Below are 13258 nucleotides of genomic sequence, written 5' to 3'. Positions count from 1 at the left end.
GCCGCGTGTCTATCAAAACGCACGGCGACCGGGATGTCTCCTGCCGCCCGCGAGGGTGCGGCGCGGCTCCCGCGAGGGATGCTCAAGCCCAGCGCCAGCCGGTCGGCTCCAGGACCAGCCCCTCGCCCTGGCGGATGCCGAGGCGGGGCGCGGCGTAGACGTCGAGGAGGCCCAGGGCGACCAGGGCCGCGCGTGCCACACCACCATGGGCGACCACCACGGCATCCCCCTGCAGATCGGCCAGGACCGGGCCGACCCGCTCGACCAAGGTGGCGTAGCTCTCCCCGCCGAGCCCGGGCGGACGGTGGTTCCAGCGTTCGCGGTCGCGCGCCGAGGCGCGCCCGGGATCGCGGCGCCGGATCTCGGCCCAGGTCGAGCCCTCCCAGGTTCCGAAACCGATCTCCCGCAGCCGCGGATCTGTGCGGTATTCCCCCGGCGGCAGCCCCAAGCTGGTCCGCAGGATCTCCATGGTCCGCCGCGTACGCTTGAGCGGGCTCGCGAGGAACTCCGCCTGCGCCAGGCGCGGACCCGCCACGGCGGCCAGGCGCTCGGCCACAGCGACGGCCTGCGCCTCCCCCTGCGGGTTGAGGTCGATGTCGCGACTGCCCTGCAGGCGGCCCTCGGCATTCCAGGCGGTCTGGCCGTGGCGGATGAAATAGATCGTGGCCAACCGTGTCAAAGTCCTGTCGCTGCGCAGGTGCCCGGAACGGCCGGGCTCGCCAACCGTTCTGGGCGTTCGTCGGCAATGCCCCGGAACAGGTCCTGCCCATGTCCAAGAAGCACGGCAAGCATCTTCCCGGCCAGTCGCATGAGGACGCCGTGACAGACGGCCCCGATCGGCACCAATCTGCCCGGGCTCGAGCGCCCTCCACCGCCCTCTGGGCCGGAGCGGCCGATGCGATCGCCGGGACGGTCCCGGCGGCTCTGGGGGGCCACAGCGGGGTGAAGATCTTGGCAGCCCCGGGCATCGTGACCGTCGAGCCCGGGACGCGCGTCGATCTCGCAGCGATCGATGCCGACGCCGATGGCGGCCTCGATAAGGCCTGGGCGAAGGAGGCTCTTGCAGGGGAACGCGACCGCATCAGCGCGTTGCAGGAGCGGCTCTATGCCGAGCGCGCGCGCAGCCTGCTGCTGGTTTTCCAGGCGATCGACACCGGCGGCAAGGACGGGACGATTCGTGCGGTGCTCAAGGGGGTGAACCCGCAGGGCTGCACGGTGACCTCGTTCAAGGTGCCGTCGAGCGACGAGCTCGATCACGACTTCCTGTGGCGCTACCACGCCAAGACGCCGGGGCGCGGCATGATCGGGGTGTTCAACCGCAGCCATTACGAAGACGTCCTCGTGGTGCGGGTGAAGAATCTCGTGCCGGACGCCGTCTGGCAGGGCCGCTACCGGCTCATCAACGATTTCGAGCGGTTGCTCGCCGATTCCGGCACGGTGGTGATCAAGTTCTTCCTGCACATTTCCAAGGGCGAGCAGAAGAAGCGGCTTGAGGCCCGGATCGCCGACCCGGAGAAGCATTGGAAGTTCGACCCGGCCGACCTCGTCGAGAGGAAATCCTGGGATGCCTATCAGCAGGCCTTCGCGGACGCGCTCTCCCGATGCGCGACGCCGCACGCCCCGTGGCTGGTGGTGCCGGCCAACCACAAGTGGTTCCGCAACTACGTGATTGCCCGCACGATCGCCGATACGCTGGAGGCGATGGACCCGCGATTCCCCCGAGCGAAGACGGGCATCGCCGACCTGAAGGTCCCGGATTGATCGAAGGGGTGCCAAATGCTGGCGGTTCGGGAAATCGCGGTCTCGGGCTACCGGTCGCTGCGTCGGATCGGTTTCCCAGTGGACGACCTGTCGGTGTTCGTGGGCGGCAACGGCACCGGCAAGACCAACCTCTATCGCGGCCTCGAATTGCTGCAGGCCGCCGCCCGTGGGACGCTCACCCGGGACCTGGCCGCGGAGGGCGGCATGGATTCGTCGCTCTGGGCCGGACGTCGGCGGCACGGTGAGGCGGCCCGGATCCGGCTGTCCGCCACCCTGCACGATGACGTAACCGGGCAGGGCTTCATCTACGCGGTCGAGATCGGGCTGGTGCCGCAGGTTGCCGGTGTTCCCATCGGCGCAGCTTTCGCCCAGGAGCCGCAGGTAAAGGCCGAGCGCCTATCGGTGCGCGCCGGCCCCCGAAAGGCGGTGATCCTCGACCGCGACGGCCGGACCGGCTTCGTTCGCGACGAGGACGGGCGCAAGCGCTCGCTCGGCATCGATCTGCTGCCCACCGAGACGGCGCTCGGCACCTTCCTGGACGCCACGCTGCACCCGGAGATCGCCCTGGTGCGCCTCGCCATGATGGCATGGCGCTTCCATCACGCGTTCCGCACGGACGCCGACGCGCCCCTGCGCCGTCCTTGCCTCGCCGTAACCACGCCGACGCTCGCATCCGACGGGTCGGACCTTGCCGCCGTGTTCGCCACCCTGGCGCATATCCGGCAGGACACGGCCGACCTCGACGAAGCCCTGGACGAGGCGTTTCCGGGCGCCCGGCTGGTGGTGCCGGTGCCCGGACGCGAGGCAGGCTTCGGGATGACGATGCCCGACTTTCCGAACCGGGTCTTCTGCCCGGCGGAGCTGTCGGACGGGACGCTGCGCTACCTCGCCCTCATGGGCGCCCTGCTGGGCTACCGCTTGCCGCCGTTCATCGCGCTGAACGAGCCGGAGACCAGCCTCCATCCCGACCTGATGGAGCCGCTGGCCCGGCTGATCGCCCGGGCGGCCCAGCGCACCCAGGTCTGGCTGGTTACGCATTCCGAGCGACTGGCGGACGGGATCGCCACCCATGGCGGCGCCCTGCGCCGGGTCGTGGTCAAGCGCGAGGGCGAGACCTGGATCGAGGGGCTGAAGCTCTCCGGTGAGTTCGCCGAAGCGGACCGCGACGACGACGATTAATCCTTGTCGAGGGTCAGGTCCGGCGCCTCGGGGTTCTTCATGCCGACGACGTGGTAGCCCGCATCGACGTGCAGGATCTCGCCGGTCATGCCGGCCGACATGTCGGAGATCAAATAGGCGGCGGTCTCGCCGACCTCACCGATGGTCACGGTCCGGCGCAGGGGCGCGTTGTACTCATTCCACTTCAGGATGTAGCGGAAATCGCCGATGCCCGAGGCTGCCAGGGTCTTGATCGGGCCGGCCGAGATCGCGTTGACGCGGATGTTCTTCGGTCCGAGATCGGCCGCGAGATAGCGCACCGAGGCTTCAAGAGCGGCCTTGGCCACGCCCATGACGTTGTAATGCGGCATCCACTTCTCGGCGCCGTAATAGGTCAGCGTCAGCAGGGAGCCCCCTGGGCGCAGGATCTTCTCGGCGCGCTGGGCCACGGCCGTGAACGAGTAGCATGAGACCAGGAGCGACTTGGTGAAGTTCTCCTCGGACGTCTCTAGATAGCGGCCGGTCAGCTCGTCCTTGTCCGAGAAGGCGATGCAGTGGACGACGAAGTCGATGCCCTCGGGGAAGACGCGCGCAGCCTCCTCGAACACGGCGTCGATCGTGGCTGCATCGGTCACGTCGCAATGGCCGATGACGTGGGCGTCGAGTTCCTTCGCCAGGGGCTCGACCCGCTTGCGCAGGGCGTCGCCCTGATAGGTGAAGGCGAGTTCGGCCCCGTGCGCACGGGCGCTGCGGGCGATGCCCCAGGCGATCGAGCGGTTGTTGGCGACGCCGAGCACGAGGCCCCGCTTGCCCGCCAGAATGCCCTGCCCGTGTTCCGCCATGATCGATCCTGGAAACCTCTCGGCCCCTTGCGGCACCGGGGGTCTCCTTAACGGAGCCAGCCCGGTGACGGAAGTCCGCACCCGACCGCAAGACGGTCGGGTGGGTCGCGTGTGTCAGGCGGCTTTGGCGCGCCGGCCCCGGGCGAAGTCGGTGAGGATCGGGTCCTCGCTCTCCGGCAGGGTGATCGCCGTGGTGGCGAACAGGTCGCCGCGCGTGCCGTCCTTCTTGGGCAGGCCCTTGCCGCGCAGCCGGAACGTGCGGCCGGAACTGGTCATCGGCGGCATCTTCATCTCGACGGCGCCGGTCAGCGTCGGCACCCGGATCATGCCGCCGAGCACGGCGTCCTCCAGCGGCACCTCGACGTGGGTGCGCAGGTCGGCGCCGTCGACGGTGAAGCGGGGATGCGGGCGGATGCGGATGGTCAGCAGCGCGTCGCCGGGCTCGCCACGGGGGCCGGCACTCTGGCCGAGGCCGCGGAGCCGGATGGTCTGGCCGTCCTCGACGCCCCGGGGGATCACGACGTCGACCTCCCGGCCGGTGGGCAGCGCCAGCCGCAGCTTCTCCTCGCTGGCGACCTGCTCCAGGCTCACGGACAGCTCGGCGGCGACGTCCTCGCCCTTGGCCGCCTGGCGCTGACCGCCCGGCCCGGCGCCGCCCGCGCGGAACGCCTCGCCGAAGATGTGGGAGAAGATATCCTCGCCCATCCCGCCGCCGCCGCCCCCGCCGCCCTGCCGGCTGCGCGCCATGTTCTCGAAATCGAACCCGCTCGACCGGCCGCCGCCGAAGCCGCCCGAAAATCCCTCGAAGCCGGAGGCGCGCGGCCGTCCGTCGGCGTCGATCTCGCCGCGGTCGAACTGCTTGCGCTTCTCGGAGTCGCCCAGGATCTCGTAGGCCGAGTTCGCCTCGGCGAAGCGGTCCTTGGCCTTCACGTCGTCTTTGTTGCGGTCGGGGTGGAAGTCCTTGGCGAGCTTGCGGTAAGCCTTTTTAATATCGGCTTCGCTCGCTCCCTTGGGGACGCCCAGCACGTCGTAGGGATTGCGCATCGGTCTCTTGGGCTATGCGGTGTGGAATTTCCACCCGGATGTGGGAAGGATGTTGCATCCCTGCAACGATCGCGGCGGCGAAAGTCTGCGGGTTCGCGCCCTGCGTCAAGCGGCGGATCTCGCCCTGGAGCGCGCGACCACATAACCTTTACGCAAGACGCCAGCGCCGGCCTGCGGGAGACAGACACGCGATGCAATACGCCTGCGATCACGTTCACCTGCGCAGCCGCGACGCCGTGAAGGCCGCCGCCTTCTACGTCGAGACCTTCGGAGCCAGGGAGGTGAAGCGCGTCGGCGCCGACCCGGTGCAGCGCATGGTGCTCGATCTTGGCGGTCTCACCGTCTTCATCGAGCAAGCCCCAGCCGAGACCACGCCCGCCACGCGGACGCCCTGCCTCGGCATCGAGCATATCGGCCTGCGCGTCGCCAATATCGATGCCGCCATGGCCGAACTCGCGGCCCGCGGCGTCACCGTGCGGACCGGTATCACCGAGCGCGGCCCCGGCCTGCGGATCGCCTTCGTGGAGGGTCCCGACGGCGCGCTGATCGAGATCCTGGAGCGCCGGTCCGAAGACTGACGCCGGACCACGCCCCACCTCACCCGTGGCGGCCGCCACTCAGGGCCAGGGGGGGCTCCACGTATCCATCCACGGGCGCCGGCGGCTCGATCCGGTCGAAGCCGTCCGCGGTGTAGACCGCGCCGAGCACGGTCTTGAAATGCCGCTGCACCCGGTCGTGGCACTCGCAGGCGGCCCTCGACATCGCCCGGCGGTCGAGCACCGTGATGCGCCCGCGACCGACCCGGATCAGGCCCTGGTCCTGAAGCGTCCGCAGGATGCGCGTCAGGTAGGTGCGCTGGACGCCGAGCATCGAGGCCAGCAATTCGTGGGTGATCGGCAGTGTGTCGCCGCCGATCCGGTCCTGCAGGGTCAAGAGCCAGCGCAGGCAGCGCTGCTCGATCGGGTGCAGGGCGTTGCAGGCCGCGGCCTGGAGCACCTGGGCTAGGAGGCAGTCGGAATAGCGCGCGAACAGGTTGCGGATTTCGGTGGACCGGCGCTTGGCATCCTGGAGACGCTCCGCGTCGAGGCGCAGCATCGGGCCGCCGATCTGCACGATCGCCTCGGTGGAGGCCGGCACCCGGCCCGCGCTGACGATGCCGCCGACCGCGCCTTCGCGCCCGATCGTGGCGGTCTCGGCGCAGCGCCCATCGCGGGTGGCGATGATGAGAGCCACAACGGTCTGGTCGCACGGGAAGGTGATGTGCGTCACGTCCGAGCCCGCCTGGAACACGCTCGCCCCCTTGTCGAAGGAGACCGGTTCAAGATGGGGCGCGATCAACGCGCGGTCGGGCTCCCGAAGCGCATCGAGGAGCAGGTTGCCCGTGAGGGCGGCCGCGCGGTCAGCGGGCATTGCAGGCAGGGGATCATGGGAGAAGAGGCTCCCGGAAGGATCCTCGTCGAGCGGCCCGCCGGCGTGCGGGAGAACCCGATACGCATATATCCTAGCCTGTGTTGGTGAACCAACTTAAGTCTATCAACCCCGAACAATTATTTGTCGGTACATAGCCCCTGTTCCGAGAGCCGCCGATGCTCGCGGGGATCGCAATCGGTCGACAGGAACGAGGCCCAGTCGGACGGCGTGCCGTAGAAGGCGTTGCGGTCGACGTCACCCTGCACGCCGGGGACGCGCCCGGTCGACGTGAACTGCCACAGCATCCACTTCCGGTTGACGAAGCGCTGCTCGGGCTCGGCCGCGGTGGAGCGCAGCCAGTGCGGATAGTCGGGCAGTTCGCCTTCCAGGACGTCCTTGTGGAAGGTGATGTCGGTGTAGATGATCGGGCGCTTGCCGGTGTAACGCTCCATCTCCTCGAGCATCTCGGTGACCATCGCCAGGGCCTGCGCCTTCGGCAGCTTCTTTGGGCAGGTCTGCGAGTGGCCGTTCCACTCCACGTCGAGCACCGGCGGCAGCGCCGTCGGGTCGTTTGGGACGTTGCGCTTGAACCACTCCATCTGGTCCCGGGCCGAGCGGCACCAGAACACGAAGTGATAGGCGCCCCGCGGCACGCCGGCCCGGGCCGCGTTGTCCCAGTTGGTCCGGAAGCGCTCGTCGACGTGGTCACCGCCCTCGGTCGCCTTGATGAAGGCGAACTGGGTGCCGGCGGCCCGGACCGAGGCCCAGTCGACGTTGCCCTGCCACTTCGAGATGTCGATGCCCTGGATCGGGTGCTGCTTGGCCTTGGCCACGCCCGGATGGGGCTTGGCATCGCCCTTGGTCGGGTAGAAGTCGGGGTTGGACGCGCAGGCGGCCAGGCCGGCCATCACGGCGACGGCCAGCACCCGGGTGGCGAGTTGGCGAACGCGCCTCAACCGGCCGGATCCCCGGCTCGATTCGGCGAACGACACCTGCGAAAGCTTGTAATCCCGCACCATCAGTGTTCAGCCCGCCACCGAAGAAGCGCCAAAGTCAGGCGTAAGCGATGACCCGAGCGCAGTTAACGGAGCTTTGCGATCTTTGCGGCGGAATTCCGGGAGTCGTTGCGCTGCCGCGACATACCGCATCAATCCCCGGTTGGTTCACAGGCTCCGATCCGGCTAAGTGCCGGTCCCGCAACGCGAGTCCCGGCACGGTCCCGTGAGCAAGCAACTCTTTACCATAGGCTACGAAGGCCTCGACCCGGAGCGGCTCACCGATGCGCTGCGCTCGGCGGGCGTCGCCGTCCTGGCCGACGTGCGGGCGGTGGCCAACTCGCGCAAGCGCGGCTTCTCGAAGGGCGCGCTGGGAACCGGGCTCGTGGAGGCAGGGCTCGGCTACGCGCATCTGCGCAGCCTCGGCACGCCGAAATCCGGCCGGCGAGGCCGCCCGGGCCGACGACGCGGCGCTGATGCGCAAGATCTACTGCGAGGAGGTGCTCGACACGGCCGCCGGCGGCGTCGCCCTGGATGAGCTCGGCGCCATGGCGGAGGCCGCCCCGACCTGCCTGCTGTGCTTCGAGTGGGACCCGGCCCGCTGCCACCGCCGCGTGCTAGCCGAGCGGCTGGCGGACCGGGGATTCGTGACGACCGACCTGTTCGGTTGACTCTCCACTGGCGTTGGCCGTCGCGCAGGAATGAAACACGCGCCCCTTTCCCGGACGCCTGAAACGTCAGTGGAAGGTGATCCGGGATCCAGCGGAGACAGCGCCGCGCAGCGGCACGATTTTGAAGCGACGGTCGCAATCAGGTGCTTCGCGTCATCCTGTGCTGGATCCCGAGTCGCATTCCGCTCTCGCTCCACGCGCTCGGGAAAAGGGACAGCGCGAAAGCGGCAACGCTCGGCTCGGTCAATTCGTATTCAGGTCAGCGCATCGCCCGCGTGGCGGCGAAGCGCCGGATCGGCGCCATGGCGGCGCTCAGCAGCATCCGGGAGGTGCGCACGGCACCGAATTCCCGCGGGATCGGCCGGCGGCGATTCGGGTCGTTCACCGGCTCGACCGGCAGGTACAGGGCTTCGAGGAACGACATCTCCAGGAGCGTCGCGCCGGCCTCGTCGGCGATGACCAGGGCGGCGTCGAGCAGCCGCGGGTCGCCGCCGTGCTGCCGCATCAGGCCCCGGACGATGGTTCGCGCCGCTGTCCGGGCGGCGTCCATGTCGGCGATGTCCTGGGCCGTCGGCGCGGGCAGATAGGCACCGTCGAGGCGGATGTAGAAATAGGCGCGGATCATGGGAGCGGTCCTCAGGATCTTGCGGCGAGGGTCAAGCGGCCTGGGCGCCGTCCTGGGGATCGGCCTTCTCGGCGGCCGATTTCGGATCGAAGGCGTCCGCCAGCAGGCTGAGGCGCCGGGCCATGTCCCGCACCTCGTTCAGCGCGATCGACTTCTGGCCTTCCTTGACCGCACGGGTGATGTCGCTGACCTGCGTGGTGGCGACCCGCCTCAGTTCGTCGGCGAGCTGGTGGCTGGTCATCATCGCATCCGGTCCCGAATTGGTTCGTCTGTGCCGGGACCGTGGTGGGACGCCGCTTACCAACCGGTTTCGCAGTGCCGCGATGCCTGTGGACAAGCCCGGCAGGCCTTCAATCCTGCAGGTGGCGGGCCGCGATGATCGAGGCGGCGGTGCGGTTCTCGACGCCGAGCTTGGCGTAGATACCCTCGAGGTGCTTGGTCACGGTGCGGTGGCTGAGCCCGAGGATCTCGCCGATATCGCGGCTCGACTTTCCCCGGGACAGCCAGAGCAGCACCTCGGCCTCGCGCCCGGTGACCGGCAGCCGCGCCCGCAGCCGCTCGATGCCGCCGGAGGCTTCCTCGCGCGACAGGCGCAGCAGGATCTCGTCCGGGGTGCGGCCGATGAAGCTCAGCGCGTGAGGCGTGCCGTCGCGGCCGGTGAGCGTCAGGGCGTTGGCCGAGGCGCCGGTGAGACAGCCGCGCAGCCAGTCCCGGGCCCGCGGGGGGAGTTCGAGGGCGACCGCCGGATCGTGACCGAGCCCTGCCAGCAGCCGTCCGGCCTGCGGGGTCGCCCACAGCACGGCCCCGGCCTCGGAGACTGCGAACAGGGTGCGCCCGGCGGTATCGAGGGCGGCGCGGGCGCTCTGCGCGGCCCGGGCGCTGGCGAGGTGCACGCGGATCCGGGCCAGGATTTCGTCGGGGGCGATCGGCTTGGTGACGTAGTCGATCCCGCCGGCGCTCAGGCCCTTCACGATGTGCTCGGTCTCGCTCAAGCCGGTCATGAAGATCACCGGCACCCCGGCGATCTGCGGCTTGGCCTTGAGACGCCGGCAGGTCTCGAACCCGTCCATACCCGGCATCATCGCGTCGAGCAGGATCACGTCCGGGGTGATCTCGTCGACCATTGCGAGGGCGAGGTCGCCGCCCACCGCCACGAGCACGGTGGCGCCGGAGCGCTCGATCGCCTCGGTGAGGAAGCTCAGCGTGTCGGGCGAATCGTCCACAACCAGGACGACATCGCGGCTCGGCTGGTTCGTCGGCGCCTCAGCCATGGCGGGCGAGCCCCTGCAGGACCGAGAGGTAGCGGCGCAGGTCGTAGCCCTCCACGAGGCCGCGCATCTGCGCCACGAAGGCGGGCGCAACCGTGGCGTCGCCCTCCATCTGGGTGAGCTTGGCCTCGATCGCCCGGATGTGTCCGATCCGCCCCAGGCGCAACAACTCGCCGACATGCTCGGGGCCGGGATGGCCGATATCCGTGAGCGCCGGGGCGGGCTCGCGCAAGGAAGGCGTCGCTGCGTCGGTCCATTCGAGGTGGAGCAGCTTGCCGATCCGCTCCAGCACGTCGCGCAGGTCGAAGGGTTTGGCGAAGATCGCGTCGTGGGGAGCGTCGTCGCCGCGCACGGGGCTGATCTCGTGGACGTTGGCCGACATCATGGCGATCGGCCCCGTGTGGCCCTCCGCCCGCAGCGTCGCGGCGGCGGCCCAGCCGCTCATGCCCGGCATGGCGATGTCGAGCAGGATCAGGTCGATGCCGCCCCGGGCCACCGCCGCCAGGCATTCGGGCCCCGAGCCCGCCTCGATCACAAAAATCCCGTGCGGCTCCAGGATCGCCCGCATCAGGGCGCGGTGGGCGCTGTCGTCGTCGGCCACCAGGATCGTGCGGCGGGCACCGGCATAGGCCCGTTCCGGCGCGGAGGCCGGGACCGGCAGGATGATCGGTGCGGGCTGGGCGACGGATGACAGCATCAGGCGCAGCCGGGCCTGGGTGCCGCCGCCCGGCGCCGCCGCCACGGTGATCTCGCCGCCGAGCAATTGCGCCAGCAGGTCCGCGATGGTGAGCCCGAGCCCCGTCCCCGGGGTGCTGCGGGCGGCCGGGGTCGAGCCGCGCTCGAACGGCTGGAAGATCCGGGCCAGATCCGCCTCCGGAATGCCCGGGCCGGTGTCGCGGATCGTGAATATTGCGATCTGGCTGCGATAGCTCAGATCCAGCGAGACGGTGCCGGAGGGCGTGAACTTGATCGCGTTCGACAGGAGGTTGAGCAGCACCTGGCGCAGGCGCTTCTCGTCGGTGGCGACCACCGCGGGCAGGATTTCCGGCCGGGAGAACCGGAATTCGAGGCCCGCCTCCCGGGCCTGGAGCCGGACCATGTCGACCAGCTGGTCGAGGAACTCCGTGAGCCGGACCTCGTCCCGGTGGATCTCGAGCCGCCCGGCCTCCATCCGCGAGATGTCGAGGAGTCCGTCGATCAGCCCGGATAGGTGCTGGGCGCTGCGCCGGATCACCCGGATACCGTTGAGGCGCGGGGCCGGGATCGCGGGATCGGATTCGAGCAGCTGTGCGTAGCCGAGCACCGTGGAGAGCGGTGTGCGCAATTCGTGACTGATGCCGACGACGTAGCGGCTCTTGGCGAGGTTCGCGGCCTCGGCCCGCTCCTTGGCCTCCTGCAGCTTGGCGTCCGTGAGCTTGTGCGCGGCGATCTCGGCCTCGTAGAGCGCGGTCTGGCGCATCGTCTCGGACTGGGCGACCCGCCGGCTCTCCTGGGCGAGGACGAACAGCCACGCCACCACGCCGAGGATCACAACCAGGATGAAGAACACGCTGGTGAGCGCCGAGCGCAGAAAGTCGCGGTGCTCGGGATGCGCGATGGTCGCTCCGGCATGCACGATCCCCAGGATCAGGCCGATCACCGCGCAGAGCGTCAGCATGACCGCCAGATAGCGCCCGAGCGGCGCGCCGATCCAGGCGGCGGTGCGGCCCGGCAGGATCCGGCCGAGCGCCTGCTGCGCCTGGGCCTCCAACCGACCGTGCGGCTTGCACAGGTCGCCGCAGCGGGCATCGAGCGAGCAGCACAGGGAGCAGATCGGGGCGTCGTAGGCCGGGCAATGAGCCATGTCCTCGCCCTCGAAGGGCAATTCGCAGACCCGGCAAATGATCTCGCCCGCCCCCCAATCCTGCTTCGGTATCCGCGCGAGATACCAGCGGCCGGCCGTGGCGCGGGCGATCACCGGCGCCGCCGCAAAGGCGGTGGCCAGCGTCAGGAGTGGCGCGAAGGGCTGAAGCGCGTGGCCCAGCAGGCCGGCATAGGCGAGGCCGCCGACGGCGAGCGCCAGCACCATGGCGCCGGTTCCGACGGGATTGATCGCGTAGAGATGGGCGCGCTTGAACTCGATACCCGGGGGCGAGAGGCCGAGCGGCTTGTTCACCGCGAGGTCGGCGGCCAGTGCCCCGACCCAGGCCGAGACCACGGAGGCGTAGAGCGGCAACGTGCTCTCGATGGTCTTGTCGATGCCGAGCTCCATCAGGAGCACCGCGATCGCGACGTTGAACACCAGCCAGACCACCCGCCCCGGATGGCTATGGGTCAGCCGGGAGAAGAAGTTCGACCACGCGATCGAGCCGGCATAGGCGTTGGTGAGGTTGATCTTGAGCTGCGAGACCAGGACGAACAGGCCGGTGAGCAGGAGTGCCGCCCGGCCGCCCTCCCCGGTGACGTAGCCGAACGCGACCGCGTACATCCGGGTCGGCTCGGCGGCATGCTCGGGCGGGACGCCATGCCCGAGCGCCAGGACCGCGAGCCCGGCGCCGAGCAGGATCTTGAGCATGCCGGGCACGATCCAGCCGGCGCCCCCCGAGAGCACCGCAAGCCACCAGCGCCAGTCGCGCTGGCCGACAGGCTCGGGCACGAATCTCAAAAAGTCGACCTGCTCGCCGACCTGGGCCAGCAGGGCCAACAGCACCCCGGTGGCGAGACCGAACCGGCCGACATCGAACGCCGCGCCGCCGCCGTCGAGGCCCGGGAAATCCGCCAGCGCATGCAGGGGCTCGGCGCCCTGCGCCGCCACGAACACGAGCGGCAGCAGGCTCAAGGCCACCCAGAGCGGCTGCGTCCAGATCTGGAAGCGGCTGATCAGCCGGATGCCGTAGACCACCAGGGGAATCACCGCGGCGGCGCAGAGGAGGTAGCCGACGCCCAGCGGCAGCCCGAAGCAGAGCTGCAGCGCCAGCGCCATGATCGCCGCCTCGATGGCGAAGAACAGGAAGGTGAAGCTCGCGTAGATTAGCGACGTGACCGTGGAGCCGAGATAGCCGAACCCGGCGCCCCGGGTCAGCAGGTCCATGTCGAGGCCGTAGCGGGCGGCGTAGACGGTGATCGGCGCCGCGGTGGCGAAGATGATCAGGCCGACCACCAGCACGGCGGCCAGCGTGTTGGGGAAGCCCGCCGTGAGCGCCAGCGTCCCGCCGATCGCCTCCAGCGCCAGGAACGAGACCGAACCCAGAGCCGTCTGCGCCACCTGGAAGCCGGACCAGCGCCGCGCCTTCTTGGCGGTGAAGCGGAGGGCGTAATCCTCCAGTGTCTCGTCGGCGACGAAGCGGTTGTAGTCCCGGCGGATCGGGATGATGCGCTGGGGGCCGCTCATCGGGACCCGGTTCGGGGCATGAGGCCGCGTTCGCGCACGCGCGCGCGCAAAAAATGCAGCGCCCGGGCGCTGCCCACGCTCCCAGCCTTCGCTCCCAACGATCCCTCAGACTTC

Annotated in this window: 12 protein-coding genes and 1 pseudogene; 4 read left to right on the top strand and 9 right to left on the bottom strand. The window is 69.7% G+C overall.

Annotated features, from left to right (window positions below):
* Positions 1–82: 82 nt before the first annotated feature.
* Complete coding sequence (locus AO398_RS06605) at positions 83–670, bottom strand: histidine phosphatase family protein (RefSeq protein ID WP_082643151.1); 588 nt, start codon at positions 668–670, stop codon at positions 83–85.
* 98 nt (positions 671–768) lie between these two features.
* Here AO398_RS06605 and AO398_RS06600 point away from each other — a divergent pair, with 98 nt between their 5' ends.
* Together AO398_RS06600 and AO398_RS06595 are read left to right on the top strand one after the other, a co-directional pair.
* Complete coding sequence (locus AO398_RS06600; protein WP_058191222.1) at positions 769–1761, top strand: polyphosphate kinase 2 family protein; 993 nt, start codon at positions 769–771, stop codon at positions 1759–1761.
* A gap of 15 nt (positions 1762–1776) precedes the next feature.
* Entirely contained in the window at positions 1777–2940 is a 1164-nt protein-coding gene (locus tag AO398_RS06595) for an AAA family ATPase (protein WP_058191221.1), read from the top strand.
* Here AO398_RS06595 and fabI read toward each other — a convergent pair.
* Both fabI and AO398_RS06585 read right to left on the bottom strand, forming a co-directional pair.
* Positions 2937–3761: an enoyl-ACP reductase FabI gene (gene fabI, locus AO398_RS06590; RefSeq protein WP_058191220.1), complete on the bottom strand. Its 825-nt coding sequence runs from the start codon at positions 3759–3761 to the stop codon at positions 2937–2939. The genes AO398_RS06595 and fabI overlap by 4 nt on opposite strands.
* A gap of 114 nt (positions 3762–3875) precedes the next feature.
* Positions 3876–4805, bottom strand: a complete 930-nt coding sequence (locus tag AO398_RS06585; protein ID WP_058191219.1) for a DnaJ C-terminal domain-containing protein — start codon at positions 4803–4805, stop codon at positions 3876–3878.
* A 191-nt stretch (positions 4806–4996) separates the two neighbouring features.
* On the opposite strand from AO398_RS06585, the gene AO398_RS06580 reads away from it, so the two are divergent.
* Entirely contained in the window at positions 4997–5383 is a 387-nt protein-coding gene (locus tag AO398_RS06580) for a VOC family protein (RefSeq protein ID WP_058191218.1), read from the top strand.
* 19 nt (positions 5384–5402) lie between these two features.
* On the opposite strand, the gene AO398_RS06575 is transcribed toward AO398_RS06580, so the two are convergent.
* Both AO398_RS06575 and AO398_RS06570 read right to left on the bottom strand, forming a co-directional pair.
* The gene (locus AO398_RS06575) at positions 5403–6215 is read right to left on the bottom strand and encodes a Crp/Fnr family transcriptional regulator (protein ID WP_058191217.1); all 813 of its coding nucleotides are present in this window, start codon (positions 6213–6215) and stop codon (positions 5403–5405) included.
* 137 nt (positions 6216–6352) lie between these two features.
* Positions 6353–7123: a glycoside hydrolase family 25 protein gene (locus tag AO398_RS06570; RefSeq protein WP_243955703.1), complete on the bottom strand. Its 771-nt coding sequence runs from the start codon at positions 7121–7123 to the stop codon at positions 6353–6355.
* Between the two features lie 313 nt (positions 7124–7436).
* Here AO398_RS06570 and AO398_RS06565 point away from each other — a divergent pair.
* A pseudogene (locus tag AO398_RS06565) lies at positions 7437–7881 on the top strand (DUF488 domain-containing protein).
* Between the two features lie 259 nt (positions 7882–8140).
* Here AO398_RS06565 and AO398_RS06560 read toward each other — a convergent pair.
* The 4 genes from AO398_RS06560 to AO398_RS06545 form a co-directional block, all read right to left on the bottom strand.
* Positions 8141–8506, bottom strand: a complete 366-nt coding sequence (locus tag AO398_RS06560; RefSeq protein WP_058191215.1) for a hypothetical protein — start codon at positions 8504–8506, stop codon at positions 8141–8143.
* 31 nt (positions 8507–8537) lie between these two features.
* On the bottom strand, positions 8538–8747 hold the full coding sequence (locus AO398_RS06555) for a hypothetical protein (protein ID WP_058191233.1): 210 nt from the start codon (positions 8745–8747) through the stop codon (positions 8538–8540).
* Positions 8748–8856: 109 nt separating this feature from the next.
* A complete protein-coding gene (locus AO398_RS06550; protein ID WP_058191214.1) occupies positions 8857–9777 on the bottom strand; it encodes a response regulator transcription factor in 921 nt (306 codons plus the stop codon).
* On the bottom strand, positions 9770–13144 hold the full coding sequence (locus tag AO398_RS06545; RefSeq protein ID WP_058191213.1) for an ATP-binding protein: 3375 nt from the start codon (positions 13142–13144) through the stop codon (positions 9770–9772). The genes AO398_RS06550 and AO398_RS06545 overlap by 8 nt, the downstream gene beginning before the upstream one ends.
* Between the last annotated feature and the right edge of the window lie 114 nt (positions 13145–13258).

Origin of the sequence: Methylobacterium sp. GXS13, assembly GCF_001455965.1 — a bacterium.
Taxonomy (GTDB): Bacteria; Pseudomonadota; Alphaproteobacteria; order Rhizobiales; family Beijerinckiaceae; genus Methylobacterium.
This window is presented reverse-complemented; position numbering and strand designations above follow the sequence as displayed.